The following is a 26,997-nucleotide window of genomic DNA, read 5'->3' on the forward strand; positions in this document are numbered from 1 at the left end:
AGCATGCCCCCTTCTTCCCGCCCGGACTTCGGAAAGCTCCAGGCCGCGCCGACCACGATCGCGCTGGCCGTCAGCCTGCTGCTGAGCGCCTGCGGCGGCGCCGACGCCCCGGACTCGACGGCCTCCCCCGCGGGTACGACGGGTACGGCGGTCTCCGATCGCGCGACCGCCCAGGCACTGGCCGCGGACCCGTCCCCGGTGGTGGCCGCGGGCCGCTATGTCCTCATGAACGCGCTGACCGGCAAGTGCGTCGAGGCCGTGCCCAGTGCGGCGGACGGCGGGCGCGTTCAGCAGAACGCCTGCGGTGACGGCCTGAACCAGGCCTTCGACCTGAGCGTCCAAGGGAACGGCTTCTACAAGCTGGTCAACGCCGGCACGTCGAAGGTGCTGGAACTGGCCGGCGCTTCGCGCGCCGACGGCGCGGCGATCCAGCAGGCCAGCAGCAACGACGGCGACGCGCAGCGCTTCCGCCTGTGGCGCGCCAACGGCAACCGGGTCCGCGTCGTCAACGTGTCCAGCGGCAAGTGCCTCACCCTGCCCGGCCGGTCCGCCGCCAACGGCGTGCAGATCCAGCAGGCCAGCTGCCTGACCGCGGAGGCGGTGCACCAGTTCTTCCTGTATCCGCGTGAGACGGCGCCGCGCGGTCCGCTGCCCGTGGGCCAGTACAGCGTGCGCGGCGTTCAGTCGAACCTGTGCGTGGCCGTCGAAGGCGCCGCCACGGTCGATGGCGCGCTGACGCTCCAGGCCGCCTGCAACAACGCCGCGAGCCAGCGCTTCGAAGTCCGCGCCGCAGCCGACGGCAGCTACGCCTTCCTCAACGTCAACAGCGGCAAGGCGCTCGATGTCAGCGAGATCTCCACGGCGAACGGTGCACTGATCCATCAGTGGGGCTACGTCGGCGGCGCGAACCAGCGCTTCGCCGTCATGGCCAAGGGCGATGCCTTCAACATCGCCGCCAAGCACTCCGGCAAGTGCCTGGACGTGAAGGAATTCAGCGTCGCCGTCGGCGGTCGTATCCAGCAATGGGATTGCGGCAACAACGACAACCAGCGCTTCCAGCTGCTGGCCACGGACGCGCAAGGCCCGGCACCGACACCGGCCCCGTCGCCCGCACCGGCCCCGTCACCGACGCCGCCACCAGCGCCGGCGCCCTCGCCCACACCGCCGCCGGCTCCCGCACCGTCACCCACGCCGCCACCGCCGCCGCCTCCCCCGGCACCACCGCCCGCTCCAGCGCCAGGCCCCGCCCCCGCCCCGGGTCCCGCACCGGCCCCGGCGCCGGTCCCCGGCCGCGGCGCCAACGTGCCGTGGGTCGAGTACCAGGCCGAAGACGGCCAGACCAACGCGCAGATCCTCGGCCCCAGCCGCCAGAAGTGGGACGCGAACCACATCGAGGCGGAGGCCATCGGCCGCAAGGCGGTGCGCCTGAACCGGACCGGCGACTACGTGTCCTTCAAGACCACCCAGGCCGGCAACGGCGTGGTGGTGCGTTTCTCGATCCCCGACGCGCCGAACGGTGGCGGCATCGACGCCACGCTGGGCCTCTACGTCAACGGCGTGCGCGTGAAGTCGCTGCCGCTGACCTCGCGCTACAGCTGGTCCTACCAGGGTGGCCTGATCGGCGATCCGATCGTCGACAAGCCGGCCGGCCAGCCGCACACCTTCTTCGACGAGGTGCGCACGCTGCTGCCGGACGACATCCCGGCCGGCGCGACCGTCATGCTGCGCCGCGACGCGCAGGACACCGCCGCCTTCTACGTGATCGACCTGGTCGACATCGAGCCGGTGCCGAAGCCGTTGGCGATGCCGGCGGGCTTCACCTCGGTGACGGCCTTCGGCATCCAGCCCAACGACGGCAAGGACCACGCGGACGACGTGCTGCGCGCCATGCGCTCGACCAGCAAGCTGTGGTTCCCGCCGGGCGACTACCTGCTGCAGAAGATCAGCGGCGGCAACGTCGGCCTGGACAACCCCGGCATCGAGGTGCGCGGCGCGGGCATGTGGCACACCAACCTGCGCGGTCCGAAGTCGATGTTCTTCTGCTATGGCGCGAGCGCGCGCTGCGTGTTCGGCGACTTCTCGATCCTGGGCGAGTCCAAGGCCCGCGCCGAGGAGACCGAAGGCGTGCAGAAGGCCTTCGCCGGCCCGATGGGCGCCAACAGCCTGATCGAGAACGTCTGGATCGAGCACGTGGTCGGCGCGATCTGGGTCGGCAACGATCCCCCGTACCAGGCCCAGCCGACGCAGAACCTGACGATCCGCAACTGCCGCATCCGCAACACCTATGCGGACGGGATCAACCTCGACAACGGCACGTCCAACTCGCTGGTGGAGAACTGCCACGTGCGCAACACCGGCGACGACGCGCTGGTGGTGTGGTCCATCAAGTGGACCGACTGGGTGAAGGACAAGACCTTCCAGTTGGGCGACGGCTTCATCCCGCCCGCCGGCAAGAACGCGCCGGACCAGGGACAGGGCGTCAACAACGTGTTCCGCAACAACACGGTGCAGATGCCGTGGCGCGCCAACTGCTTCGCGGCGTACGGCGGCGCGGGCAACGTGTTCAAGGACAGCATCTGCGAGGACGTGCTGACCTACCCCGGCATCCTGATCGACAACGAGTTCAGCCCCTATCCGTTCGGACCGGGGACCACGACCTTCAGCAACATCTCGCTGATCCGCGCGGGCGGGCCGATGTTCAACGAGAACACGGGCAACCCGTGGCAGCACGGCGCGCTGAAGTTCTACCTGCGCGAGGGCGACGTGAACGACATCCTGGTGGAGAACGTCGACATCATCGATCCGACCTACTCCGGCATCGAGTTCCGCGGCTTCGGCTCGGCCTTCGTCTCGCCGGGCGAGAAGTTCCATCCGGACCTGCTGCGCGACGCCGACAACGCGAAGTTCCGCAACGTGAGGCTGAAGAACATCCGGATCACCAACCCCGGACGCTACGGCATCGAGGTGCTCGACAACGGTGGGCGCGGCGCGGTCAACTTCGACGGCGTGACCGTGTCCAACCCGGCGCTCGGGGGGTTGAAGCAGGACAACGCGCCGGCCAGCTTCTTCATTCGAGGGAGCGGCAACGCCGGCTGGTGACGCCGGTTCTCCTGCCTCGTTGCGCGCTCGGGGCAGGCGAGAGCACTGTCGTACTTCCACCGCCGCTGGCCCTCACCCCGACCCTCTCCCGCAAGCGGGAGAGGGAGCAACGGCTGCCGCTGCATTCGTTTGGCACGGTCGCTCTCCCGCAAGCGGGAGAGGGCGTGGGGTCAGGCTTCGAGTCGCAGTTGCCCGAACGCGTCGGGCACATGGAAGTTGGGCTTCTCGCTGCCGGTGGGATTCCAGGCGCTGAACTGCCGCGACTCCTTGTTCCCTTCGATGCGGAACAGGTTGATCCGCCAGCCGTCGAGCGACTGCGCGTTGCGCGGCATCGGCACGACGAGCTCCGCCGTCCACATCCGGTGGTAGTCGTCCACCGACGTGCGCGCCCTGCTCTCACCGACTAAGCGCTTCCGCCCCTTCCCCTGCACCTCGAGGTCCATGACCAGACCGTTCGGCGAGACCTCGACCTCGCGGTAGCGGTCCGTGCCCGCATCCTGCGGGGCCTGCAGGAAGACTTCGACGACATCGCGCTCCCACAGCGGCCAGACGTCCGTCGAGGAGGCCTCGCGCTCATACGTCGTCAGCGCGTTGTAGCGGCTGCTGAAGCGAAGATGCAGCGCACCGTCCGCATGCAGCAGCTGCACGCGCGTCGACTGCGTGCCGGTCAGCGGCCGGCCGCGCCAGTCATGCGCGAAGAACAGCGCCGGCGCCTCTTCCCACGCCGAGGCCAGTGCGAAGCCATCGCGCCCGATCAGCCGTGACGGCAGCCGCGCGGCGCGCGCCAGCGGCCGCTCGATCGCGGAGGTCAGGACCGCCTCGATCAGCAGGTTGTCCTTGAAGCCCACCTTCAGCGTCGGCTTCGCCGCATCGACCGCGCCGAGGTCCACGCCGTTCACGTAATCGCGGATCTTCCAGACACCCGGGCCGAGCCCACGCAAGGTCACCGTGCCGTCGAAGCTCGGCGCATAGAACGCGTAGTGCATCACCCCGTTCTTCTCGACGACGTGCGTCTCCGGCTTGTCGAACGCGATGTCGTAGAGCTCGCCGCGATAGGCGCCGTCGGACAGCCCCTTCGCGTTGTGCGCGGTGATCCACTTGCGCCAGTGCGTCTCGCGTTCCGGCGTCAGCAGGAACGAGTCCTTGGGCTTCGGATCCTCGGGCCAGGTGAACTTGGTCGACACCACAGCGCCGACACCGACCGACGACGCGAAGTCCTGCCCGCCGGTCGACAGCTCGACGTGGTCGCCGGCATACGCCGACCAGCGTCCCATCTGCGCCTTCAGCGCCTTGCCCTTGTGGCGCACCTGCCAGCTCGACAGCGGGTCGGACGCCGGCGCCTGGTCGATCCACGGCATGTTGTGGAAGGCGTAGCTCGTGCCGCAGGGGCAGACCTCGACCACGGCTTCCGGATTCACCGCATGGCAGGCCTCGAACATCACGCGGTAGAAGTCCGCCATGTGCTCGTACGAGTCCTCGGGCTTCTTGTGCTGGTGCTTCGGGTTGAAGCACGGCGCCACGCCGTTCAGGTGCTGGCCGTCGATCTTGACGCCATCGAAGCCCCACTCCTGGATGATCTTGCGGAACATCGCCGCCGTGCGCTCCTGCGTGCCCTTCGCGCCGGGGCACAGGTAGAGGCAGTTCCACCACGTGATCATCTGCGGCGCACCGTTCTGGTCGAGCAGCAGCAGATCCGCGTGTCCGTGCAGCTCGTCGCTGCCCGGCGCCACCGCCAGCGGAGCGATCCACAGGCGCGCCTTCATGCCGCGCGCATGGATGTCGGCGACCAGCGCCTTCATGTCCTCTTCGCCGCGCGGGAACTTCTTGAGGTCGATGTCGAACCAGTCGCCCGTCTGGCGCTGCCAGCCGTCGTCGAGCACCGCCCACTTCAGGCCCAGTTCCTGCGCCTTCGGCAGCGTGGCGCGCACGCGCTCCAGCGAGAAGTCGCGCTCATAACCCCACGCGCACCAGACCGCGTCGTGCGCGCTGCGCGGCGGCTCCGGCGCGATCAGGCCCTGCGCGTTCATCAAGCGGCGGTAGCGGTCCAGCGGGACGAAGCAATCGCCCTCGTGCACCGCGACGAAGGCCAGCGGCAGCGCCAGCGTCTCGCCCGGTGCGAGCGTGCGCGGCTCGTCGCCGCGCAGCGCGATGTCGACCTGCTCGCCCACCGCCTTCACCGGCAGCGAGACCAGGCGCGGCAGCTTGTCCAGGTGGCCGACCGCGACCCCCAGGTCGCGCCGCCACACGTCCACGAGCGGCGTGCCGCCGCCGTAGTCGGACGAATCCATGCCGAGGAAATTGCGCTGCTCGAAGCCGCGCTTGACCGGCTGCATCCAGTCGCGCCGGTCCGTGTGCGTGGCGCCCGAGTAGGTCCACCATCCGCCCGCGTGCCGCGGTGCCGCCAGCAGGCGATGCGACGCGACGGTCCAGCCCTGGACCCTCAGCGGCTTGTCCGAGCGGTTGACGAAGGCGACCTCGATCAGCGCGACGCCAGGATGCTCGTCGAGCAGCGTCACCGTCATCGTCTTCTCGACGGCCGCGCCTTCGGCCTTGCCGGTCAGCGTCAGCCGCTGGCCCGCGCCGAACGGCGTGGCGCCGCTGCTCGGGACTGCGCTCGTCAGCGCAAAGCGCTCGAGCGTCCGGGAGGTCGTCGGCGGCGGTGCGCCCGCCGCTTCTGCGCCGAGCGCCGCGGCACCGGCCGCCGCGGGCTTCAGTTCCGCGATGACGAGTTGCTCGCCCGCGTCGAAGCCGGTCAGCGCCAGCGGCCGCGCGCCGCCCAGCCGGACGATCCGGCTGCGCATGCGCTCGTCGAATTGCAGCGAGAGCCGCTCGTCCTGCAGCCGCACATGGCCGCGTCCGAGGTCAGCCGCCCGCGCCGACGTCGCACCCCCGGCCGTCGCGGCCAACGCCAGCGTCGGGGTGATCGTCGCGACCGGCGCGGCACCCAGCCATTGGAGGAACGCGCGGCGCCCGGTCATTGAGCCGCCTTCCAGGCGGTGGGAAAGCTCTTCTCGGCGTTGAGGTGGTACAGCTTGTCGACCACCGCCTTCGGCAGTCCCAGGCCCTTCACCGGCTTCTTGAGATCGGACACCTTGAACGACTCCTCCGTGTTGAAGTAGCGCCAGTGCATGCGCCACACCGGCTCGACTTCCTTCAGCAGCTCGGCCCCCGATTGTTGCGGCGGTTGCGAGACGTCGGTGCCGTACATCAGACGGTCCTGGTACTTGATCATGAAGGCACGCACCTTGGCGCGGTCCAGCTGGCTCTGGTACTGCAGCTGCCCGATGCGCGCGGCCAGGTCGACCTTGGCCAGCGGGAAACGGTCCAGGAACGCGGCCAGCTCGTCGACGTTGCGCTCGAGCGAGGCCATGTGCATGCCGATGAACTTGAGCTTCGGATGCGCCGCGACCATGCGGTCGCGCGCGGCCATCTGGTCCTCCCAGCTCGGCATCTCCGGATGCAGCGCCATGTGGTACTGCGGATGGTGCGCGAAATACTCGCGGTCGTTGATGACCGTCATCTTGTCCAGCGGCAGCCAGCAGTTGTGCGGCTCGCCCTGGTGGCCCAGCATCGTGATGCCCTGGTCCTCGAAGTAGGTGAACAGCGGCTTGAAGCGCGCGTCGTCGATCATGACCAGCTGGCCCTGCTTGTCGCGCAGGCTCATGCCGATGTTCTTCCACACCTTCACGCCGACCGCGCCGGCGCGCAGGCCGGCATCGACGCGTTGCTTGGTCGCGTCGAGCCAGCCTGGTTGATCCGAGGTGTCCGACGAGAAACTCACCGCCCAGGCCACGTCCGCCGGACGCGCCTTGCGCAGCTCGATCGCCGCCTGCTGCTGCTCGTCCAGCGGCGGGAAGTCCGGATAGTCGACGTTGATCGTCAGCACCTTGAAACCGAGCTGGCGCGCGGCGTCGATGAACGCCGGATCGGCGTTGTGCAGATGCACGTGCGAATCGATCTTCGGGACCTTCGCGAAGTCCGCCATCGTGTAGCGGTCTGCGTCGTTGTCCCTGGACTTCGGTGCCGCCAGGACGCCGGAGGAGGCGGCCATCGCGACGGCCGTCAGTGCGGCGCTCAGCAGGGCCGGCAGCGCGGCGCGGACGGGAGTTCTCGTCATGTGGGTCATTCGGTCAACTACGGTGGAAGCAGTGGATGAAGGTCAATTGCAGCTGTAGCGGTACGCGTCGTCCAGGTCCAGCGGCAGCACCAGCGTGCGGATCTTCGCGGCGGTCATCTTCGTGCAGAGCTTGTCGCGCGCGCCGTTGGTGTTCTTCTTGTACTTGGACGCGTACTCGGCGTTGAACACGGGCTTGTTCTTGCTCGTGAACACCGAGTAGCCGCCGCACTCGTCGTACTGGTTGCACTGCTCGTTGACGGCCATGTCGAAATATGGCTCCAGCTGCGCCAGCTGGTCGACGTCGTTCTTCAGCGCGATCGCCAGGCCGCGGCCGTGGGCGGCGTTGGCGAGGTACTTGTTGTAATCGAGCTGCGTGGCCGACGTCAGCGGGAAGCCGGTCGAGTTGGTGTAGCCGTCGACGTTGTCCGGCTCGACACCGTCGCAGCCCTTCGCGACGGCCAGGTCCAGCCGGCTCAGCATCACCGCGCGCACGTTGGCCGAACGGGTGTCCAGCCACTTCTCGCCGGCCCAGCCGTCCAGCGCCTTGCCCATGTCAGCGGCATTGAAGCTGCCGAAGTCGGCGCGCCAGTTCTCCGAGCTGCCGGCGGAGAAGTAGCAGACGACCTTGCGGCCCTGCGCCTTCAATCCGGCGATAGTCTGCGCGGTGGTGTCGAACAGGTCGATGTCGTACATGGCCACGTTGTAGCCGCTGTTGAGCGTGCCCGTCAGTTGCCACTGCCAGGTCGTGTTCACGCCGGGCTTCCACCACGACTGCGCTTGCGCGCCGGTCGCGGCGGTGAGGCCAAGCGCCAGTGCGGCGGCGGTGGCGAGGCCGGTGGCCATCGAACGGATCAGCGATCGTTTCATGAGTTCTCCTGGGATGCGGCCGGCAATGCGGCCTGCTTGTTGTGGAACGCCCAACGTCCTCTCAAGAACATCCCGATTCGAATGCGGCGACAGGATGACGCCGACTGGTTGACCCAGTCCGGCGTCTCCCGTCTGTCCTGCTTGCTTGTCTTGCTCGTCTTTTTTGGATCAGCGCGGCGTCAGAACTTGATGCTCGCCCCGAGCGTGAAGGCCCGGCCCCAGCGGTTGTAGCCCTGCGGCAGCGTGATGTTCCCGTCGCCCAGCGTGTACTCCTGCTTGGCGTCGGTCAGGTTGCGGCCCTCGATGGAGACGCGCAGCCACTTGTTGACGTCGTACGCGGCCTGCGCGGTCAGCCAGGTGATGGCCTTGGCGCGCTCGTTGAAGCCGGGGCCGATCACGTTGATCGCCGACACGAACTCGTCCGTGTGGTCGGCCGTGGCGCTGAGGCTCCACGGGCCCTTCTCGTACAGCAGGCCCAGCGACGAGGTCGCCGGCGCGATGCCTTCCAGCGGACGCTTCTCGCCGCCGACCCAGCTGTCGGAGCGGTTGCGCGTGTACTGCGCGCGCACGCCGAAGCCGTTGTCCCACAGGTGCTGGAAGCCGATCTCCATGCCGCGGACCTTGGCCTTGTCGCCGTTGATCGGCCGCATCACGTTGAACAGGTGGCCCGGCACGCCGATGTCGACGCCGGTGGTCCAGCTGGTGGTGATCTGGTTCTTGATGTCCTTCTGGAACACCGCGAAGGTCAGCGCCGAGTTGCGCGCGTAGTACCACTCCAGCGAGGCGTCGTACTGCTTGGCGCTGTAGGGCTTCAGGTCGGCGTTGCCGCCGAAGACCTGCGTGAAGTCGCCCCAGGAGACGCTGCCCGTCGTGCTGGTCGGCGCGAGCTGCTCGACCGACGGACGAGCCATCGTCTTCGCGGCGCCCAGGCGCAGCTGCAGCTTGTCGGTGAAGTGCCAGACGAAGTTGGCCGACGGCAGGCCGTAGGTGTACTCGGCGTCCTGGCTGACCTCGGTCGGGGCGGCGTAGTGCGGCGTGTAGTTGAAGGGGCCGTTCTCGACCAGGCCGTCGATCTTGGCGTCCCAGGCCTTCGCGCTCGTCTTGGTCTTGACCAGGCGCACGCCGACATCGGCGTTCCACTGGTCGCCGGACAGGTCCGCCTCGACGAAGAACGAGGTCGTCTTCTCGCGCACGCGGTAGCTCTGGAGCGGGTTCCAGACCGGCTGCGCCTTGCTGAAGTCGTAGGTGCCGCCACCGGGACGCGGCTGGCCGTTGTAGGCCTGCAGCGCGGCGAGGTAGCTGGGCACGTCGAAGCCCAGGAAGCTGCGCGGGAAGTTGCCGCTGACGCCGCTCATGAAGTTCGGCGGGCTCAGGTGCTGGTTGAGCACGTTGCCGCCGAGCTGGCCGACGTTGATCGCGTAGTCGCCGGCGTAGTAGTCCTGGCCGCTGTTGATCGCGTTGTCGACCAGGTCGCGGTTCTTGTCGCGCCGCGTGGCCTGCACGCCGAACTGGATCTGGTCGACGTTGAAGCGGTCCACCGACCACGCGCCGTTCAGCGTCAGGCCGCGGATCTTGTCGTCGATGTTGTCGCCGCTCAGGCCCAGGAAGTGGGTGTTGAAGTCGCTGGCGCCGAACTGCCCGGCCGCCAGGCCCGAGACCAGGTCCCGGCCGTCGTTGAAGGTGGTGCTGATGTTGGGCACCTGACCGCCGGTGAGCTGCACCGTCGTCACGTTGGGCTGGTTCATGCGCAGCACCGTGTAGGTGTCCTGCCCGCCCGAATGCCGCTTCGACGTCGACTGGTAGACGTCGCCGTTGAACTTCAGCGTCTCGGTGGCCTTCCACTCGGCGTTGACGCCGTAGACGGCGCTGTCGACGACGCGGTGCGTGGTCAGGTTCAGCAGCTCGGGATTGAGCTGCTTGCTCGGATCCGCGTTGTTCATCGTGAAGCCGGTGACCACGCCGTTCTGGATCTGCATGTTGGACCAGCGGCCCGGCTCGAACAACGTGTAGTACGACTGCTGGTAACCGACCTGCGGCGAATTCAACCGCGTCTTGATGCCGTCGACGGTGACCTTGAGGGAGTCGCTCGGACGCCACTCGACCTTGCCGGACAGCGCGGTGCGCTTCTTCTGTTCCTGGATGGTGCCGACGCGGAACTGGCCCGGGCCGATCAGGCCTTCCTCGTCCTTGTCCAGCACGCCGTTGCCGTTCGGGTCGATGTTGCCGCCCCAGGCGTTGCCGGTCCAGTTCGCGGCCGGATCGGAGATCGGGTTGCGCGTCCAGCCGCCGTCGTTGCCGGCGGTGTCGGTGCGGACCTTGCGGTCGGCGTAGACCACGCCGAACAGCACGCCCAGCTCCTTGCCGAAAGTGTTGCTGTAGGTGGCCGAGAGCTTGCCGCCGTTGAGCTTGGACATCGTGTTGCGGTCGCCCTCGACGCGCAGGATGCCGTGCTGGCCGGGCTGGTCGAAGGGGCTGGCCGAACGCAGGTTCACCAGGCCGCCGATCGCGCCTTCCATCACCGAGGCCTGCGCGGACTTGACGACGTCGGCGCCGCTGATGATGTCCGAGGGCAGCACGTCGAAGGCGAAGTCGCGGCCTTCGCCGTCGGTGGCCAGGATGCGGTTGTTGAAGGTCGTCAGCGTGTACTCGGGGCCCAGGCCGCGGACGCTGACCTTCTGGCCTTCGCCGCCGGCGGTGCGCGAGATCGACACGCCGGTGATGTGGCTCAGCGAGTCGGCCACGTTGTCGTCGGGGAAGCGGCCCAGCTCGGTCGCGCTGATGCTGTCCTGCACGCCCGACGCGCTGCGCTTGAGGTTCAGCGAACGCTGCAGGCTGGCGCGGGTGCCGGTGATCTCGACGCGGTCGAGCGTCTGGTCGGCGTCCTTGGCCTTGGCGTCGGCCTTGGCTTCGGCGGGCGCCGACGCGGCCGCGGCCGGCGGCTGGACCTGCGCCTGGGCCGCGCCCATGGCGGTCAGCGCGGCGATCGCGGCAGCGGCGGCGACGGGCCGCGGCGCAAAACCGGCGATCAGGAGGGAGGACAGGGGAGCTCGCATCTCAGGTTCCTTTTGTTGGCTTGTCCGCTGCCAGTCCTGGACCTCGACCGGCTTGCCGCAAGTCTAAGCAGTCTTTCGAATAATTTCGCATATCGTTTTTACCGACGTTTATTCTTTCGAATTGATGACTATCGAAAGAATTCGAGCTACATATTTTGACGAATGCACCGCATCGGCGCCTGACGCCTCCGGGTTTTCCCGCGAAATGCGCGTGTTCGGGGCCCGGCACGGTTTCTTCCGTTGTGTTTCCGGTTTCCTTGCCCTATTCTTTCGTTCGAAAGCTCTCGACAGAGATCGAGGCTCCCCCAAGAAAGAAAGCGATCCCATGCAACGACATTGGCTGACCTACGCGCTTGTCACGACCCTGTTCTGGGGCGCGTGGGGGGCGCTGACAGGCTTGTCTTCCGAACGCGGCTTCCCGGACACGCTGGTCTACGTCGTGTGGGCGCTGACGATGATCCCGCCGGCCGTGTTCGTGCTGGCCCGTGCCGGCTGGAAGCTGCAGCGCGACCGCCGCGCCGTGATCCAGGGCCTGACGGTCGGACTGCTGGGCGCGGGCGGGCAGATGCTGCTGTTCCGCGCGGTCGAGTCCGGCCCCGCCTACCTGATCTTCCCGATCGTGTCGCTGTCGCCGGGGGTCACGATCGCGCTGTCCTACGGACTGCTGCGCGAGCGTACCGGCAAGCTCGGCGTCGCCGGCATCGTGCTGGCGCTGTTCGCCCTGCCGCTGTTCGACTACCAGCCCGGCCAGCAGAGCCAGGCGCTGGGACTGTGGTTCGCGCTGGCCCTCGTGGTGATGCTGGCGTGGGGGCTGCAGGCCTACTTCCTGAAGACCGCCAACAACGCCGCCAGCGCCGAGAGCATCTTCTTCTACATGACCCTCAGCGCGCTGCTGTGCATCCCGGCCGCGCTGTGGATGACGGACTTCTCCAAGCCGATCCCCTGGGGCTGGGACGGCCCCGGCCTGGCCGCCTGCATCCAGGTGCTCAACGCGATCGGCGCGCTCACGCTGGTCTACGCCTTCCGCTACGGCAAGGCGCTGGTCGTCTCGCCGCTGGTCAACGCCGGCGCCCCGCTGCTGACGGCGCTCGCGTCGATGGCGATGAGCGGCGCCGCTCCCGGCGGTTTCAAGCTGGCCGGTGTCGCGCTCGCGCTGCTCGCCGCGCTGCTGCTGGCCCTCCAACCCGAAGGCGACGCCAACAAGGCCTGACCCCCAGGTCCCGCGTCCGCCCCACCCTCATTCGACAGGAAGGATTCCCCTTGAAGCTCATGCTCGATCTCGTGCGGCGCCACAAGCAGTCGGCGCCCGGCGCCGGCGCTCCGGCCATCGGCATTCCCTCGATGTGCTCGGCCCATCCGGTCGTCATCGCCGCCACGCTGCGCGAGTGCGGCGCGCTCGGCCGCCCCGCGCTGATCGAGGCGACCTCCAACCAGGTCAACCAGGACGGCGGCTACACCGGCATGACGCCGGTGGACTTCCGCCGCTTCGTCGAGGCGATCGCCAAGGCCGAGGGCGTCGACCCCGGCCTGCTGATCCTCGGCGGCGACCACCTCGGCCCCAACGCCTGGCGCAAGCAGCCGGCGGCGCAGGCGATGGCCAAGGCGGAGGTGATGGTGGCGCAGTACGTCGCGGCCGGCTTCCGCAAGATCCACCTGGACTGCTCGATGTCCTGCGCGGACGATCCGGTGCCGCTGTCCGAGGCCGAGATCGCCGCCCGCGCGGTGCGCCTGTGCCTGGCCGCCGAAGCCGCCTGGCGCGACACGCCCGACCGCGGCGAGCCGCCGGTCTACGTCATCGGCACCGAGGTGCCGGTGCCGGGCGGCGCGCATGAAGACCTGGAAGACCTCGCCGTGACCTCGCCGGAAGCGGCCGGCGCGACGCTGTCGCTGCACCGCGACGCCTTCGCGAAGTCCGGCCTCGACGCCGCCTGGGAACGCGTGATCGCGATGGTGGTGCAGCCGGGCGTCGAGTTCGACCACCACAAGGTCATCGACTACCAGCCCGAGAAGGCGCGCGCGCTGAGCGCCTTCATCGAATCGCAGCCGGGGCTCGTCTTCGAGGCCCACTCGACCGACTACCAGACCCCCGACCGCCTGGCGCAACTGGCGCGCGACCACTTCGCGATCCTGAAGGTCGGCCCCGGCGCGACCTTCGCGCTGCGCGAGACGCTGTGGGCGCTGGCCGCCGTCGAGCGCGAATGGCTGGGCCCGCAGGCCGGCCACGACAACCTCATCGACACGGTGCTCGGCGTGATGCGCGCGGAGCCCGGCCATTGGGCGCCCTACTACCAGGACCCGGCACGCGTGCAGGTCGACCTGGCCTACAGCCTGAGCGACCGCATCCGCTACTACTGGGCGCATCCGAAGGTGCAGACCGCCTGCGCGGCGCTGCTGGACCGGCTGGAGCACTCGCCGCCGCCGCTGACGCTGCTGAGCCAGTTCCTGCCGCGCCAGTACGACGCGATCCGCGACGGCCGCCTGCGCAACCGCCCCGCGGAACTGCTCCGCGACGGCGCCGCGCAGTCGCTGCGGCCCTACCTCGCGGCCTGCGCCGCTTGAACCACAGAACGCCTGAACGTCCGGATGCCTGAACGCGTGCCCCCCTCAACCGCTTCGACAGCCGGCCCTTTCCCATAAAACAAGACCTGTCACGATGAGCCTGCTCAACTTCGAAACCGCCGAACTCGCCCGCCGCGGCGCGCCGCACACCGCGCGCGAGATCGCCCAGCAACCCGAGGTCTGGCGCACGGTGCACGCGCTGGTGCAATCGCAGCGCGCGGCGATCGACGCCTTCCTGAAGCCGCTGCTGGCGCTGCCGGACCTGCGCATCGTGCTGACGGGCGCGGGCAGCTCCGCCTTCATCGGGCAATGCCTGGCCCCGGCGCTGCTGCAGCAGCTGGGCGCCAAGCCCGGGATCCGCGTCGAGGCGATCGCCACCACCGACATCGTCTCCAACCCCGCGCAATGCCTGCAGCCCGGCGTGCCGACGCTGCTGGTGTCGTTCGCCCGCTCGGGCAACAGCCCGGAGAGCCTGGCGGCGGTGGAGCTCGCCGACGCGACCGTCCGCGACTGCCACCACCTCGCGGTGACCTGCGCGGCGGAAGGCACGCTGGCGCGCCGGCTGGGCGACCGCGAGCGCGCCCACGTGCTGCTGCTGCCCGACGAGACGCATGACCGCGCCTTCGCGATGACCTCGAGCTTCACCGGCATGCTGCTGGCCGCGGCCTGGGCCTTCGACATGGCGCTGCCGTCGCCGCAAGCGCTCGGCGACGCCGCGCGCCAGTTGCTCGCCACCGAGGCCGCGCGCCTGGACGCACTGAACGCGCAGCCGTTCGAACGCGTCGTCGTGCTCGGCAGCAACGGCCTGCAGGGCCTGGCGAAGGAAGCCGCGCTGAAGGTGCTGGAGCTGAGCGACGGCCGTCTCGTCGCGCTGGCCGATTCGCCGCTGGGCTTCCGCCATGGTCCGAAGACGGTGCTGAACGACCGCACGCTGGTGCTCATCGTGCTGTCCAACGACAGCTACACCCGCCGCTACGACCTGGACCTGCTGCGCGAACTGCGCCGCCAGGGCCGCGGCCGCGTCGTCGCGCTCAGCACCTCGGCGCTGAACGCCGAGGACGCGCTGGCCGAAGACGACGTGCTGCTCGACCTGCCGGTCAACGCGCCCGACCTGGCGCTGGCGCCGGTGGCGCTGGTCTTCGCGCAGTGCCTGGCGCTGCTGGCCTCGCTCAAGCTCGGCATCACGCCGGACAATCCGAGTGCGTCGGGCACCGTGACGCGCGTCGTCAGCGGCGTCATCATCCATCCGCTCGCCACTTCGGCGCCCTGATCCGCAGCTTCCTTGCAGCAATGACCCACGGCACCCACGACAGCGCCGACCGACCGATCTTCCTCGGCATCGACGGCGGCGGCACCAAGACCTCCTTCCTGCTGCTGGACGGCGACGGCCGGCTGCTGGCCCGCCACACGACGACGACCAGCTACTACCTGGAAATCGGCTTCGGCGCGCTGCGCGCGCTGCTGCGCGACGGCGTCACCGAGACGCTGAAGCTCGCCGGCGTGGCGCCGGAACAGGTCACGTCCGCCTTCGCCGGTCTTCCGGCCCACGGCGAGGACAGCGCGCTGTCGGCCGACTTCGACAGCCTGCTCGCCGGCGCCCTGCCGCGCGCGGTCATCGGCAACGACATGGTCTGCAGCTGGGCGGGCTCGCTCGGCGGAGACGACGGCATCAGCCTGGTCGCCGGCACCGGCTCCATCGCCTACGGCGAATGGCAGGGCCGCGGTGCGCGCTCCGGCGGCTGGGGCGAGGTCTTCGGCGACGAGGGCTCGGCCTACTGGCTCGCGCGCGAAGGCCTCGCCCTGTTCTCGCGCATGGCCGACGGCCGCGCCGCGCCGGGCCCGCTGCTCGGACTGGTGCGGGAGCATTTCCAGCTGGCGCACGACCTGGACCTCTGCGCGGCCATCAACGGCGACGCGGCGCGCAGCCGGCTCGCCCAGTTCGCGCGGCTCGTGTCCGCGGCGGCCGCCGACGGCGACACCCAGGCGACCGCCCTCCTCGGCCGGGCCGGCGACGAGCTCGCCGCGCTCGCCGGGGCCATCGCCCGACAGCTGGCACTGCCGGCGGACGCTCAGGTGCTGGTCTCGTACACCGGCGGCGTCTTCGAGGCCGGCGCCACGGTCACCGACGCACTGCGCCGCGCGCTCGCCCGCGACGTGCCGGGCGCGACGCTGATCGCGCCGCGATTCGGTCCCGAGCTCGGCGCGGCGATGTACGCCGCGCGACTGGCGGGTTTTCGCCTACGACCTGCTACCTGATTCGGGGCCTTCCGAACGCGTCCGCCTCGATATCATTCGAAAGTTCCCGACTTCCGGATCGTCATGACCACCTCGACCCCCACCATCGCTGAAAAGCCTGACGCCGCGCTGCTGATCGACGAGCGCCGGCGGCTGATCCGCGAGCAGGTGCAGGCGCAGGGCAAGGTGACGGTGGAGGAACTGGCGGAGCGCTTCGGCATCTCGGTCGTGACCATCCGCAGCGACCTCAACGCGCTGGCCTCGACCGGCGCGCTGCTGCGCACGCACGGCGGCGCGCTGGCGCATCGCGACACCGAGGAGGTGCCGATCAGCGTCAAGCAGAAGCTGCACCACGAGCAGAAAGTGCGCATCGCCGTCGAGGCGGCCAAGCTGATCCGCGATGGCGACACCATCCTGCTGGATTCCGGCTCGACGACGGAAGAGATCGCCAAGCAGATCCGCGGTCTGCGGCTGCAGTCGCTGAACGTGATCACCAACGCGCTGAACATCGCGGTGCTGCTGGCCACGGTCCCGGGCGTCAACGTCATCATGCCGGGCGGGCTGCTGCGGCAGAACTCGTACTCGCTGTCGGGTCCGCAGGCGGTCACGGCGCTGCAGAGCCTCTACGCGGACCGCCTGTTCCTCGGCGTCGACAGCCTGGATCCGGAGATCGGCCTGATGACCCCGCACCTGCTCGAGGCGCAGCTGAACGCGCAGATGATGAAGATCGCGCGTCAGATCGTCGCGGTCGCGGACGCGTCCAAATTGATGAAGCGCAACCTCTCGGTGATCGCGCCGGTCGAGCAGATCGACATGCTGATCACGGACAAGGACGCCGACGAGGCGATCGTCGGCGAGCTTCGACGCCGCGGTGTCGAGGTCGTGCTGGCCTGACGCCACTCCCACGGCCCCCGCCCTCTTCCCTGCTCCGCAGTCCTCGGTCGCAAAACCGTGAGAGGACGACAGTGATGGGGGACGGCATGGCTTGGGGTTCAGCCGCTTGCCGGCTGCGGCCCCATGCCATGGCGGCCAACGCCCGGACCTTGGCAGGTGGGCGGTCTCAACGGCGCATCACTTCCTGAACTGCGCGCAGGGATCCTCTCGAGACGGTGCCGGCGCGCGTTCGACGCGGTCATAGCCGCCGGCGGTCGTCGCGCTGCCCGGCTCCAGATAAGCGATGGCGTCGATGTCCGACGCCGGCACGCCGGCCGCCTGCAGGTAGACCGGCACCGCGACATCGCGCCGCACATGGCCGTTCCCTGCGATCAGCACGACGCGCTTCGCGCCCGAGTTCTTGGCGTCGAGCATCGCCTGCGCCATCGCCGCGTCGCGCGCGCGCTGCGCCTGGACCATGCCGGGCAGCATGGCATCGGGCATCGCGCCGCAGTGGCCGACCTGGATGTCCTGGCGCAACGCGTCCTGCTGCGTGCCGGTCCACGCGGTGCGATCGCGCAGCGCCAGCAGATCGGCGGGCCAGGCGGCGTCGCCTTCGCGGACGATCTTGCGGATCTGGTCCCGATCGATGTTGCCGCCGCGGACTTCCGCGCCCGACTGCAATGCGGCATCGAACAGCGGCTGATGCAGCGGCCAGCGCCAGCCCTTGCGGTCGAACTTGGCCGCGTCGATGACCGCGTTCACGTCGCCCGGCGACGTCTTGCGCGCCTGCGCCACGGCCGCGTCCTCGCTGCGCGAGAACTGCTCGAACACGACCACCGTCTTCGGCTCCTGCGCGATCAGGCGCCGCAGCTGCTCCGCGCGGGCGCGGTGGTGGTCGGGGTTGTCGTGCAGTTCGCCGAGCAGGACGAATTCAGGTTCGACCCTGGAGGACGACGGCATCACGCTCGTCTTGTCCGTCGCGTTCGTCGTGGACGACGCACACGCCGCGAGCAGCATCGGAAGGAGCGCCAGCGCGGCGCCACGGAAGGCAGTGTTCATGGGTTCGGTCCTGGGGAGAACGGGAATCGGAACAGGCCTGCCGAGCGATGGCTGGGTCGGGCGAAGGGATCAGCGACGGATTGTCGTCGCGGATCCGTCGCGGGGAAGCAGGGTCAGCGGATCGACATCGTCGATCTCATCGCCTTCACGGCGCCCTCGCCCATCGCCGCGCCGAAGCGCTTGGCGATGCGTTCGGCGACGTTGTCGCGCGGCGTGTAGTCGACGACGTCCTCGGCCTTCACGACTTCGCGCGCGACGTAGTCGAGGTTGCCGGTGCCGTCGGCCAGGCCGAGCTGGATCGCCTGCTCGCCGTTCCAGAACAGGCCCGAGAACATCTCCGGCGTTTCCTTCAGCCGCGTGCCGCGACCTTCGCGAACGACCGCGATGAACTGCTGGTGGATCTGGTCCAGCATCGCCTGCGCATAGGCCTGCTGCTTCGGCGTGACCGGCGAGAACGGATCCAGCATCCCCTTGTTCTCGCCCGCCGTCATCAGGCGGCGCTCGACGCCGACCTTCTTCATCACCTCGGTGAAACCGAAGCCGTCCATCAGCACGCCGATCGACCCCACCACCGACGCCTTGTCGACGTAGATCTCGTCCGCGCCCGCGGCGATGTAGTACGCGCCGGACGCGCAGATCTCCTCGACCACCGCGTAGACCTTCTTCTTGTGCAGCGCCTTCAGGCGCTTGAGCTCGTCGTTGACGATGCCCGACTGCACCGGGCTGCCGCCCGGCGAGTTGATGCGCAGCACCACCGCCTGCGAGCCCGGATCCTCGAACGCCGCCTTGAGCGCGGCGTTGATGAGCTCGGCGCTGGCCTCGGTGTCGGGCGCGATCTCGCCGCGCACCTCGACGAGCGCCGTGTGCGGCCCGGTCGTCGCGCCGCCGTGGTGCTTCGCGGAGAACATCGACCAGATGAACAGCAGCAGCACCGACACCCAGATCAGGCGGAAGAAGGTCTTCCAGCGCCGGTCGCTGCGGCGGTCGCGCAGGTAGTCATGCGCGAACTGCTCGATCACGTGCTCGTAGCGGCCGGGCGCCGCAGAGGCGGCAGAGCCGGTCGCGGCGTGGCCGGCGGCCGCTGCCGCCTGCGCCGGCGCGGCGGACGACGTGGCGTTCAGGATGTCCTCCGGACGCGCCGTCGCGTCGGGGATGGGGCGCGGCAGGTCGCTGCCGGCGCCGGAGTCGTCGTTGGGGTTCATTCAATCCTCGAAAACGGGTCGCGTGTCGCGCGAGGGATACCAGAAGACCTGGCCGTCCTGTTCACGCACGTCGAGCTTGGTCAGGCCGAAACGGCCACACATGCCGGTCACGCAGCGTCCGTCGCGCGGGTGGTACACGGCGCCGTGGATGCTGCAGATGATGTGTTCCTTCTTGCTGTCGAGGAACTCGCCTTCCTGCCAGTCCATCTCCGTCGGCACATGCGCGCAGCGGTTGAGGTAGCCGACGACCTCGCCGTCGAAGCGCAGCGCGAAGGCCGTGGCCGGCTGCCGGAACTGCAGCACGTCGAAGGTGTGCGCGCGGCCACGTTCCTCCAGTTCGGAGGAGGCGCACAGCGGCACCGGGGGCAGGTCTTGCTCGGACGTCATTCGGAAGGGATCCAGTCAATCCTCAGGCCGTGGCCAGCAGCCACTCGTGCAGCGTCGCCACGTCGTGCGCGACCAGCAACGGCTCGAAGCCGCGCAGCGATTCATGTTCGTGCGCGCCGTAGGTGACCGCCACCGCCGGGCAGCCGGCATTGCGCGCCAGCTGCAGGTCGTGCGTCGTGTCGCCGATCATGAGCGTGCGCTCCGGCTCGGCGCCGAACTCGCGCATCAATTCCAGCAGCATCTGCGGATTGGGCTTGCCGGCAGTCTCGTCCGCGGTGCGGGTGCCGTCGAACAGCGACTTCATGTCCACGGCGGCCAGCGCCTCGTCCAGGCCGCGCCGGCTCTTGCCGGTCGCGACCGCCAGCCAGTGGTGCCGCGCCTTCAGGTCGCGCAGCAGTTCCGGCACGCCGTCGAACAGCGTGACTTCATGCGCCGACGCGAAGTAGTGATGGCGGTAGCGCTGGCCGAGCTCCGGATACCGCGACGGGTCCAGGCCCGGCAGCGCGTACTGCAGCGCCTCGATCAGGCCCATGCCGATGACGTAGGCGGCACGCTCGCGCGACGGCGGCGCCAATCCGAGGTCCGCGGCGGCGTGCTGCATGCAGCGCACGATCAGCGCGGTGGAATCGAACAGGGTGCCGTCCCAGTCGAACACGATCAGGTCGAAGCGTTGAGGCATGGTGATCCGGTGGAGGTCGTCAGGGCGCCGGGCGTCGCAGCGCGGCCAGGAGTTTCTCGCACTCCGGCGGCAAGGGCGCCTCCAGGGTCAAGGTCTCGCCGGTGGCCGGGTGCACCACGCGCAGCAGCCGGGCATGCAGGAACATCCGGTCGAAGCGCAACGCCCCTCGCGCGATCAGGCGGTTGGCCTCGAAGTCTCCGTACTTGGGATCCCCGACGATCGCGTGGCCCTCGTGAGCCAGGTGGACCCGGATCTGGTGCGTCCGGCCGGTCTTGATGGTGACGTCGAGCAGGCTGTAGCCTGAACAGGCTTCGACCACCTTCACCAGGCTGATCGACCGCTTGGCCTGGTCCGCCTGCGGATCCTTGGGATCGGGCACCGCCCTCACCCAGCGCTCGCCGTCGCTGCCGACGAACTTCAGCAGCGGGACGTCGACCACCTTCTTGCCCTTCGCCCACGTGCCGGCCACCAGCGCCGCGTAGGTCTTGCCGGTCTCGCGGTCGCGCAACTGGTCCTGCAGGTGCGTCAGCGCGCTGCGCTTCTTGGCGATCATCAGCAGGCCGGAGGTTTCCTTGTCCAGCCGGTGCACCAGTTCCAGGAACTTGGCCTGCGGGCGCGCGCGGCGCAACTGCTCGATCACGCCGAAGCTCACGCCCGAACCACCGTGCACCGCCACGCCGGCGGGCTTGTCGACGACGATCAGGTGCTCGTCCTCGAAGACGATCGGGAATTCGCGGGCCGGGACGGCGGCGGCGTGCTCGGCCGGCTTCTCCGCCAGACGGATCGGCGGCACGCGCACGACGTCGCCCACTTCCAGCCGGGAGTCGGCGCTGCAGCGGCCCTTGTTGATGCGCACCTCGCCGGACCGGATGATCCGGTAGACCAGCGTCTTGGGTGCGCCCTTCAGTTCACGGATCAGGAAGTTGTCCAGCCGCTGTCCGGCGGAGCCTTCGTCGACGGTCAACTGACGGACCTGGGCCGGCGCGGCCTGCGCCGCTGGTTCAGCCGGCGCGGTCGGCTTGACCGAAGTCGGGGGTGATACCGGCGTCGATGCCGGTCCCGATCCCGGTTTCAGTCCCTGCTTGGGGAGCGGCCGGGGGCCGGGTGTCGACCCCGGTTTCGGAGGTGCGGCCTTCCTCGCGGCACTGCGGGCAGTCCCTGGGGCGGCCTTGCGGGCTTTAGCCCCTATAATGCTGCTTGCCACGTTTCCGTTCTAAGTATTTGATTTTTCTCATTTTACTCGGACGCGCGCGTTCGAGGTCGGCGAGAACGTGGCAGTGAGCAGCGATTGTGAGTAGGCTGCTCATCACTTTTGGTGATGCAACGTCAGGTCATCGATGTCGGGCCCGCTTCCCAAAGCGAGCGGGCAGGTACCGAGGCCGGACGGCAGAGCAACATCGTCAGAACCATGCCCACGCGGCCGGTCGCATTCCAGGATGTCGGCAGACGGCGCGGGCAGTACAACAAGGTTTCACGACGTCAGAAGACGGGCCGCAAGGCTCCGGCGCTGACGTCAGCACCCAGGCTCCGTTTCCGGATGTTTTCTTCGGTCCATTCCACCCCCGCCGCCTGCGAGCGCGTGTTGGCTTCGTCCACACGCCAGGCTCCGGCCGTGGTCGGGTCGCGCCTCAGTCGGCGCGCTTGCGGACCAAGACAGCCGATCCGGGCCTGCGGCGCACGCGCCAACGCTGCATCGCTGAACGGTCGAACGAGCCGTTCAATTTGCAGTCCAGGGCGATCCTTTCATTGGTTCTTTCGTGTTTCTCGTGCATCGGTCGAATCGCCCGCCGGTGACCCACCGGCGGCGGTTCTGAAGCACGCGCGTCAGCGGCAAGGCCCTGGCGCGGAGGAGAACTGATGAAACGCATGCTGATCAACGCGACGCAGCAGGAAGAGCGTCGCCTGGCCATCGTCGATGGACAGAAGCTGTTGGACTTCGAGACCGAGATCGAAGGCCGCGAACAGCGCAAGGGCAACATCTACAAGGCGGTCGTGACGCGCGTCGAGCCGTCGCTGGAGGCCTGCTTCGTCGATTACGGCGAGGACCGCCACGGCTTCCTGCCGTTCAAGGAAATCTCGCGCACCTACTTCCGCGAAGGCGCCGACGTGCGCTCCGCCAAGATCCAGGACGTGATCAAGGAAGGCCAGGAGCTGCTGGTCCAGGTCGAGAAGGAAGAGCGCGGCAACAAGGGCGCCGCCCTGACGACCTTCGTGTCGCTGGCCGGCCGCTACCTGGTGCTGATGCCCAACAACCCGCGCGGCGGCGGCGTCTCGCGCCGCATCGAGGGCGAGGACCGGGAAGAGCTGAAGGACGCGCTCGACCAGCTCGAGTACCCGAAGGGCATGTCGCTGATCGCCCGCACCGCCGGCATCGGCCGTTCCGCCGCAGAACTGCAGTGGGACCTGAACTACATGCTCAAGCTCTGGACCGCCATCGACGAAGCGTCGGGCGGCAAGGGCGCCTTCCTGATCTATCAGGAGTCGTCGCTGGTGATCCGCGCGATCCGCGACTACTTCACCGCCGACATCGGCGAGATCCTGATCGACACGGACGACATCTTCGAACAGGCCCACCAGTTCATGTCGCACGTGATGCCGGAGACGGCACACAAGGTCAAGCGCTACCGCGACGACGCGCCGCTGTTCAGCCGCTTCCAGATCGAGCACCAGATCGAGACGGCCTTCAGCCGCACGGTGAACCTGCCCTCGGGCGGCGCCATCGTGATCGACCACACCGAGGCGCTGGTCTCGGTGGACGTGAACTCGGCGCGCGCCACCCGTGGCGGCGACATCGAGGAAACCGCCACCCGCACCAACCTGGAAGCCGCCGACGAGATCGCGCGCCAGATGCGTCTGCGGGACCTGGGCGGCCTGATCGTCGTGGACTTCATCGACATGGAGGAGTCCAAGAACCGCCGCGAGGTCGAACAGCGCCTGCGCGACGCGCTGCGCCAGGACCGGGCCCGCGTGCAGTTCAGCTCGATCAGCAAGTTCGGCCTGCTGGAACTGAGCCGCCAGCGCCTGCGCCCGGCGCTGAGCGAAGGCAGCCACATCACCTGCCCGCGCTGCAACGGCACCGGCCACATCCGCGACACGGAATCCTCCGCGCTGCAGATCCTGCGCATGGTCCAGGAAGAGTCCATGAAGGACAACACCGCCGCCGTGCACGTGCAGGTGCCGGTGGAGGTGACCTCGTTCCTGCTGAACGAGAAGCGCACCGAGATCACCAAGATCGAGCTGAAGCAGCGCGTGACCGTGCTGCTGGTGCCCAACCGTCACCTCGACACGCCGAACTACAAGCTCGAGCGGCTGCGCCACGACGATCCCCGCCTGGAGAACCTGCAGGCGAGCTACACGATGATCGAGGAGCAGCAGGAAGAGGAAAGCATCACCCGCCGCGGCGCCGAGAAGAAGAACAAGCAGGAGCCGCTGATCAAGGGCATCCTGCCGGAGCAGCCGGCCCCGATGCCGGTCGCTGCCGCGCCCAAGGCCGTCGAGCCGGTGGCTGCCGCCCCGGTGGCCGCCCCTGCGCCGGCCGCGCCCGTGGCCGCCGGTGGTGGCTTCTTCGGCTGGATCAAGAGCCTGTTCGGTGGAGAACCGGCGCCCGCGCCGGCACCGGCCCCCGCGGCCAAGTCGGCCGAGCCCGCCAAGAAGGAACGTGGCGAGCGCGGTGAACGTGGCGGCGAGCGCGGCGAACGGGGCGGTGATCGCGGCCGTGGCGGCGATCGCAACCGCCGCGGTGAGCGTGGTGAACGCGCTGGCGGCGAACGCGGCGAGCGCGGTGAACAGAAGGCCCGCGACGGCAAGCCGCGCGGCGAAGGCAAGCCGCAGCAGGAAGGTCGCGGCGAGCGTCCGGAACGTGGCGATCGCGCCGAGCGTGGTGAACGCGCCGAGCGCGGCGACCGTGCCGAACGCGGTGACCGCGGCGGCGAACGTGGTGGTGAACGTGGCGAGCGCGGCGGTGACCGTCCGCGTCGCAACGAGCGCGCCGACAAGCCGGAACAGGCCGTCGACGGCGCGCCGCGTCAGGAACGCACCGAGCGCGGTGATCGTCCCGAACGTGGCGATCGTCCCGAACGTGGTGAACGCGCCGAGCGCGGTGACCGGGGTGAACGCGGCGAAGGCCGCCGCCGCCGCGAGGAACGCCCGGCCGACGGTTCGCAGGAGCAACTGACCGCCCTGGCCGGCACCGAAGCCGCCAACGTCGAATCGCCGATCGCGTTCGCCGACACGCAGCCGCTGGAGAACCCGCTGGGCGAATCCGGTGACGAGCGTCAAGGCCGTCGTCGTCGTCGTCGCGGCAACCGCGACCGCGGTGAAGGCGTCGAGGGCGCGGAGCAGGTCGAAGGCGCGCTGGTCGAAGGCCAGGCGCAGTCCGGCGACACCTCGTTCACTGAAGGTGCCGGTTCTGCCGCCGCCGCGGTGGTCGACGGTGAAGCCCCGGCCGGCGAAGAAGGCTCGGACGGCCAAGGCCGCCGTCGTGGCCGTGGTCGCGACCGCTATCGCCGTGACCGCCGCGAAGGTGAAGGCGCACCGGCCGACGGCGTGACTGCCGAAGGCGACGTCGCCGCCACGCCGGCCGTCGCTGCGCTGGACGGCATCGTGCTGGATGCCGGCGCTGCGCCGCGTCAGCTGGAACTGGGCGACGAGCCGAAGCAGGCACCGGTGCAAGCCCCGGTGGCGGCTGCCGCTCCGACGCTGGCTCCGGTCCAGGCCCCTGCCCCGGCTCCCGTTGCCGCCGCTCCGGCTGCTGTGGCTGCGCCGGCTCCCGTTGCTGCTCCGGTGGCGCCGGTGGCTCGTTTCGAGCTGCCGATGACCGAGCTCAGCGCTGTCGCCGAAGGCGCCGGCCTGGTCTGGGTCAACAGCGACGCCGACAAGATTGCCGCCGCCAAGGCCGCGATCGCTGCCGAGCCGGCCGCTGCGCCGCTGGGTCGCGAACCCGCGCCGGTGGTGGTGGTCGACGAAGGCCCGCTGGTGCTGGTCGAGACCCGCAAGGACCTCAACCAGATCAAGCTTCCTTTCGAGGCCTGATTCGAAGCTTGATGACGGCATGAACTCCCTCCCCCGCTTGCGGGAGAGGGCGGGGGGTGAGGGCCAGCGACCGCTGAAGTCCCCCACCCCCACGAGACCAAGAGCCGGAACACCACAGCCGCCGAGACACCCCTCGGCGGCTTTCCTTTGGGGCGTCACGAGCGCCCCGACCTGACGGAGACAGCCACTTGACCACCTCCTCCACCATCGCCGCCCAGCCGGGCGACGTGGCCGGCACCAAGGCCGCGCCGAAGATGCCGCCGCAGATCCCGTACATCATCGCCAACGAGGGCTGTGAGCGTTTCAGCTTCTACGGGATGCGCAACATCCTGACCGTGTTCCTGATGACCAGCCTGCTGCTGGCCATCCCGGAGCCACTGCGCAAGGGCGAGGCCAAGGAGGTGTTCCACACCTTCGTCATCGGCGTCTACTTCTTCCCGATGCTGGGCGGCTGGCTGTCGGACCGCTTCTTCGGCAAGTACAACACCATCTTCTGGCTGAGCCTGGTGTACTGCGCCGGCCATGCCTGCCTGGCGATCTTCGAGAACAACCTGCGCGGCTTCTACTTCGGCCTGTTCCTGATCGCGCTGGGTTCGGGGGGCATCAAGCCGCTGGTGAGCTCGTTCATCGGCGACCAGTTCGACAAGAGCAACCGCACGCTGGCGCAGAAGGTCTTCGACGCCTTCTACTGGATCATCAACTTCGGCTCGTTCTTCGCGTCGCTGCTGATGCCGATCTTCCTGGACAAGCTGGGCGCGAGCATCGCCTTCGGCATCCCGGGCGCGCTGATGTTCCTGGCGACGGTGATCTTCTGGAGCGGCCGCCGCAAGTACACGCACGTGCCGGCCGGCGAGTCGCACCGCGACCCGCACGGCTTCCTGAAGGTCGTGCGCACGGCGCTGCTGTCGCAGGCGCCCGGCCAGGGCCGCGGCGGGCTGATGGTCGCGGGCCTGGGCGTGGTGCTGGCCATCGGTGCGCTGGCGCTGACGCCCAACCTCGGCTTCGTGATCGCGTTCTGCTCTGCGCTCGTGCTCGTCATGGGCTTTGGCGGCGTCGGCGCGTGGATGCAGCTGGAACGCGCCCGCGCGGTGCATCCGGACGAGGCCGTCGAAGGCGTGCGCACGGTGCTGCGCCTGCTGGTGCTCTTCGCGCTGGTCACGCCGTTCTGGTCGCTGTTCGACCAGAAGGCGTCCACCTGGGTGCTGCAGGCCGACCAGATGGCCAAGCCCGAGTGGTTCAAGTCCTCGATGATGCAGGCGCTGAATCCGGCGCTGGTCATGATCCTGATCCCGTTCAACAACCTGGTGCTGTATCCGCTGCTGTCGAAGATGGGCCTGAAGGTCACCGCGCTGCGCCGCATGGGCGCGGGCATCGCGTTCGCCGGCATCGCCTGGATCGTCGTCGGTGGCCTGCAGCTGTGGATCGACGGCGGCCACGCGGTCGACATCACCTGGCAGGTCCTGCCCTACGCGCTGCTGACGCTGGGCGAGGTGCTGGTGTCGGCGACCGGCCTCGAGTTCGCCTACAGTCAGGCGCCGCTGGCGATGAAGGGCGTGATCACGAGCTTCTGGAACCTGTCGGTGACGATCGGCAACCTGTGGGTGCTGCTGGCCAATTCCAGCGTCAAGGGCGCGGCGGTGACGGCCTACATCCAGTCCACGGGGACCAGCGTCACGGCCTTCCAGATGTTCTTCTTCGCCGGCTTCGCGCTGCTGGCGGCGCTGCTCTTCGCGCTGTATGCGCGCGGGTACCGGATGCAGGACAACTACCGCGGCTGACGAGGCTCCGCCCGCCGATTCCAATCGATTCACACAGAGACCAGGGAGACACGCA

General features: G+C 68.9%; 17 protein-coding genes. 8 read left to right on the plus strand and 9 right to left on the minus strand.

Annotation, left to right across the window (positions count from 1 at the left end; all coding sequences use genetic code 11):
- Nucleotides 1-3 precede the first annotated feature (3 nt).
- Nucleotides 4-3,099, plus strand: a complete 3,096-nt coding sequence (locus ACQ86G_RS01730) for an RICIN domain-containing protein (RefSeq protein ID WP_431259034.1) — start codon at nt 4-6, stop codon at nt 3,097-3,099.
- Nucleotides 3,100-3,269: 170 nt separating this feature from the next.
- Here the strand turns inward: ACQ86G_RS01730 and ACQ86G_RS01735 are convergent, their stop codons facing one another.
- The 4 genes from ACQ86G_RS01735 to ACQ86G_RS01750 form a co-directional block, all read right to left on the minus strand.
- Nucleotides 3,270-6,077 carry an alpha-galactosidase gene (locus tag ACQ86G_RS01735; protein ID WP_431259035.1) on the minus strand — a complete coding sequence of 936 codons (2,808 nt, stop codon included), beginning with the start codon at nt 6,075-6,077 and terminating at the stop codon, nt 3,270-3,272.
- Complete coding sequence (locus ACQ86G_RS01740; RefSeq protein ID WP_431259036.1) at nt 6,074-7,216, minus strand: amidohydrolase family protein; 1,143 nt, start codon at nt 7,214-7,216, stop codon at nt 6,074-6,076. The genes ACQ86G_RS01735 and ACQ86G_RS01740 overlap by 4 nt, the downstream gene beginning before the upstream one ends.
- Nucleotides 7,217-7,258: 42 nt before the next feature.
- Nucleotides 7,259-8,083 carry an endo alpha-1,4 polygalactosaminidase gene (locus tag ACQ86G_RS01745; protein WP_431259037.1) on the minus strand — a complete coding sequence of 275 codons (825 nt, stop codon included), beginning with the start codon at nt 8,081-8,083 and terminating at the stop codon, nt 7,259-7,261.
- 179 nt (nt 8,084-8,262) lie between these two features.
- Nucleotides 8,263-11,136, minus strand: a complete 2,874-nt coding sequence (locus ACQ86G_RS01750) for a TonB-dependent receptor (RefSeq protein ID WP_431259038.1) — start codon at nt 11,134-11,136, stop codon at nt 8,263-8,265.
- A gap of 325 nt (nt 11,137-11,461) precedes the next feature.
- Here ACQ86G_RS01750 and ACQ86G_RS01755 point away from each other — a divergent pair, with 325 nt between their 5' ends.
- From ACQ86G_RS01755 to ACQ86G_RS01775, 5 genes are all read left to right on the plus strand, one after another.
- Nucleotides 11,462-12,346 carry an EamA family transporter gene (locus tag ACQ86G_RS01755; RefSeq protein ID WP_431259039.1) on the plus strand — a complete coding sequence of 295 codons (885 nt, stop codon included), beginning with the start codon at nt 11,462-11,464 and terminating at the stop codon, nt 12,344-12,346.
- Between the two features lie 50 nt (nt 12,347-12,396).
- Nucleotides 12,397-13,695 carry a D-tagatose-bisphosphate aldolase, class II, non-catalytic subunit gene (locus tag ACQ86G_RS01760; RefSeq protein ID WP_431259040.1) on the plus strand — a complete coding sequence of 433 codons (1,299 nt, stop codon included), beginning with the start codon at nt 12,397-12,399 and terminating at the stop codon, nt 13,693-13,695.
- A 94-nt stretch (nt 13,696-13,789) separates the two neighbouring features.
- Nucleotides 13,790-14,965 carry an SIS domain-containing protein gene (locus ACQ86G_RS01765; protein ID WP_431259041.1) on the plus strand — a complete coding sequence of 392 codons (1,176 nt, stop codon included), beginning with the start codon at nt 13,790-13,792 and terminating at the stop codon, nt 14,963-14,965.
- Between the two features lie 20 nt (nt 14,966-14,985).
- On the plus strand, nt 14,986-15,951 hold the full coding sequence (locus ACQ86G_RS01770) for an N-acetylglucosamine kinase (RefSeq protein WP_431259042.1): 966 nt from the start codon (nt 14,986-14,988) through the stop codon (nt 15,949-15,951).
- 63 nt (nt 15,952-16,014) lie between these two features.
- Entirely contained in the window at nt 16,015-16,824 is an 810-nt protein-coding gene (locus tag ACQ86G_RS01775; protein ID WP_431259043.1) for a DeoR/GlpR family DNA-binding transcription regulator, read from the plus strand.
- A gap of 177 nt (nt 16,825-17,001) precedes the next feature.
- On the opposite strand, the gene ACQ86G_RS01780 is transcribed toward ACQ86G_RS01775, so the two are convergent.
- The 5 genes from ACQ86G_RS01780 to ACQ86G_RS01800 form a co-directional block, all read right to left on the minus strand.
- Entirely contained in the window at nt 17,002-17,865 is an 864-nt protein-coding gene (locus ACQ86G_RS01780) for a ChaN family lipoprotein (RefSeq protein WP_431259044.1), read from the minus strand.
- Between the two features lie 113 nt (nt 17,866-17,978).
- The gene (locus tag ACQ86G_RS01785) at nt 17,979-19,067 is read right to left on the minus strand and encodes a S49 family peptidase (RefSeq protein ID WP_431259045.1); all 1,089 of its coding nucleotides are present in this window, start codon (nt 19,065-19,067) and stop codon (nt 17,979-17,981) included.
- Nucleotides 19,068-19,454, minus strand: coding sequence for a Rieske (2Fe-2S) protein (locus ACQ86G_RS01790; protein WP_431259046.1), 387 nt, complete (start codon nt 19,452-19,454; stop codon nt 19,068-19,070). It abuts the gene before it with no gap.
- Between the two features lie 22 nt (nt 19,455-19,476).
- Nucleotides 19,477-20,133: an HAD family hydrolase gene (locus tag ACQ86G_RS01795; protein ID WP_431259047.1), complete on the minus strand. Its 657-nt coding sequence runs from the start codon at nt 20,131-20,133 to the stop codon at nt 19,477-19,479.
- A gap of 19 nt (nt 20,134-20,152) precedes the next feature.
- Complete coding sequence (locus tag ACQ86G_RS01800; protein ID WP_431259048.1) at nt 20,153-21,097, minus strand: RluA family pseudouridine synthase; 945 nt, start codon at nt 21,095-21,097, stop codon at nt 20,153-20,155.
- An 893-nt stretch (nt 21,098-21,990) separates the two neighbouring features.
- On the opposite strand from ACQ86G_RS01800, the gene ACQ86G_RS01805 reads away from it, so the two are divergent.
- Both ACQ86G_RS01805 and ACQ86G_RS01810 read left to right on the plus strand, forming a co-directional pair.
- Nucleotides 21,991-25,164, plus strand: a complete 3,174-nt coding sequence (locus tag ACQ86G_RS01805) for an Rne/Rng family ribonuclease (protein ID WP_431259049.1) — start codon at nt 21,991-21,993, stop codon at nt 25,162-25,164.
- Nucleotides 25,165-25,418: 254 nt separating this feature from the next.
- The gene (locus tag ACQ86G_RS01810) at nt 25,419-26,942 is read left to right on the plus strand and encodes an oligopeptide:H+ symporter (protein ID WP_431261308.1); all 1,524 of its coding nucleotides are present in this window, start codon (nt 25,419-25,421) and stop codon (nt 26,940-26,942) included.
- The last annotated feature ends 55 nt before the right edge of the window (nt 26,943-26,997 follow it).

The sequence above is a fragment of the Roseateles chitinivorans genome (assembly GCF_050632145.1).
Classification (GTDB): Bacteria; Pseudomonadota; Gammaproteobacteria; order Burkholderiales; family Burkholderiaceae_C; genus Roseateles; species Roseateles chitinivorans_B.

What these genes read in the sequence shown, in the direction of transcription:
- ACQ86G_RS01790 (WP_431259046.1), bottom strand. Translation starts at nt 19,454, where the DNA reads ATGACGTCCGAGCAAGACCTGCCCCCGGTGCCGCTGTGCGCCTCCTCC.
- ACQ86G_RS01755 (WP_431259039.1), top strand. Translation starts at nt 11,462, where the DNA reads ATGCAACGACATTGGCTGACCTACGCGCTTGTCACGACCCTGTTCTGG.
- ACQ86G_RS01735 (WP_431259035.1), bottom strand. Translation starts at nt 6,077, where the DNA reads ATGACCGGGCGCCGCGCGTTCCTCCAATGGCTGGGTGCCGCGCCGGTC.
- ACQ86G_RS01795 (WP_431259047.1), bottom strand. Translation starts at nt 20,133, where the DNA reads ATGCCTCAACGCTTCGACCTGATCGTGTTCGACTGGGACGGCACCCTG.
- ACQ86G_RS01730 (WP_431259034.1), top strand. Translation starts at nt 4, where the DNA reads ATGCCCCCTTCTTCCCGCCCGGACTTCGGAAAGCTCCAGGCCGCGCCG.
- ACQ86G_RS01780 (WP_431259044.1), bottom strand. Translation starts at nt 17,865, where the DNA reads ATGAACACTGCCTTCCGTGGCGCCGCGCTGGCGCTCCTTCCGATGCTG.
- ACQ86G_RS01745 (WP_431259037.1), bottom strand. Translation starts at nt 8,083, where the DNA reads ATGAAACGATCGCTGATCCGTTCGATGGCCACCGGCCTCGCCACCGCC.
- ACQ86G_RS01775 (WP_431259043.1), top strand. Translation starts at nt 16,015, where the DNA reads ATGACCACCTCGACCCCCACCATCGCTGAAAAGCCTGACGCCGCGCTG.
- ACQ86G_RS01805 (WP_431259049.1), top strand. Translation starts at nt 21,991, where the DNA reads ATGAAACGCATGCTGATCAACGCGACGCAGCAGGAAGAGCGTCGCCTG.
- ACQ86G_RS01785 (WP_431259045.1), bottom strand. Translation starts at nt 19,067, where the DNA reads ATGAACCCCAACGACGACTCCGGCGCCGGCAGCGACCTGCCGCGCCCC.
- ACQ86G_RS01740 (WP_431259036.1), bottom strand. Translation starts at nt 7,216, where the DNA reads ATGACGAGAACTCCCGTCCGCGCCGCGCTGCCGGCCCTGCTGAGCGCC.
- ACQ86G_RS01750 (WP_431259038.1), bottom strand. Translation starts at nt 11,136, where the DNA reads ATGCGAGCTCCCCTGTCCTCCCTCCTGATCGCCGGTTTTGCGCCGCGG.
- ACQ86G_RS01765 (WP_431259041.1), top strand. Translation starts at nt 13,790, where the DNA reads ATGAGCCTGCTCAACTTCGAAACCGCCGAACTCGCCCGCCGCGGCGCG.
- ACQ86G_RS01770 (WP_431259042.1), top strand. Translation starts at nt 14,986, where the DNA reads ATGACCCACGGCACCCACGACAGCGCCGACCGACCGATCTTCCTCGGC.
- ACQ86G_RS01810 (WP_431261308.1), top strand. Translation starts at nt 25,419, where the DNA reads ATGCCGCCGCAGATCCCGTACATCATCGCCAACGAGGGCTGTGAGCGT.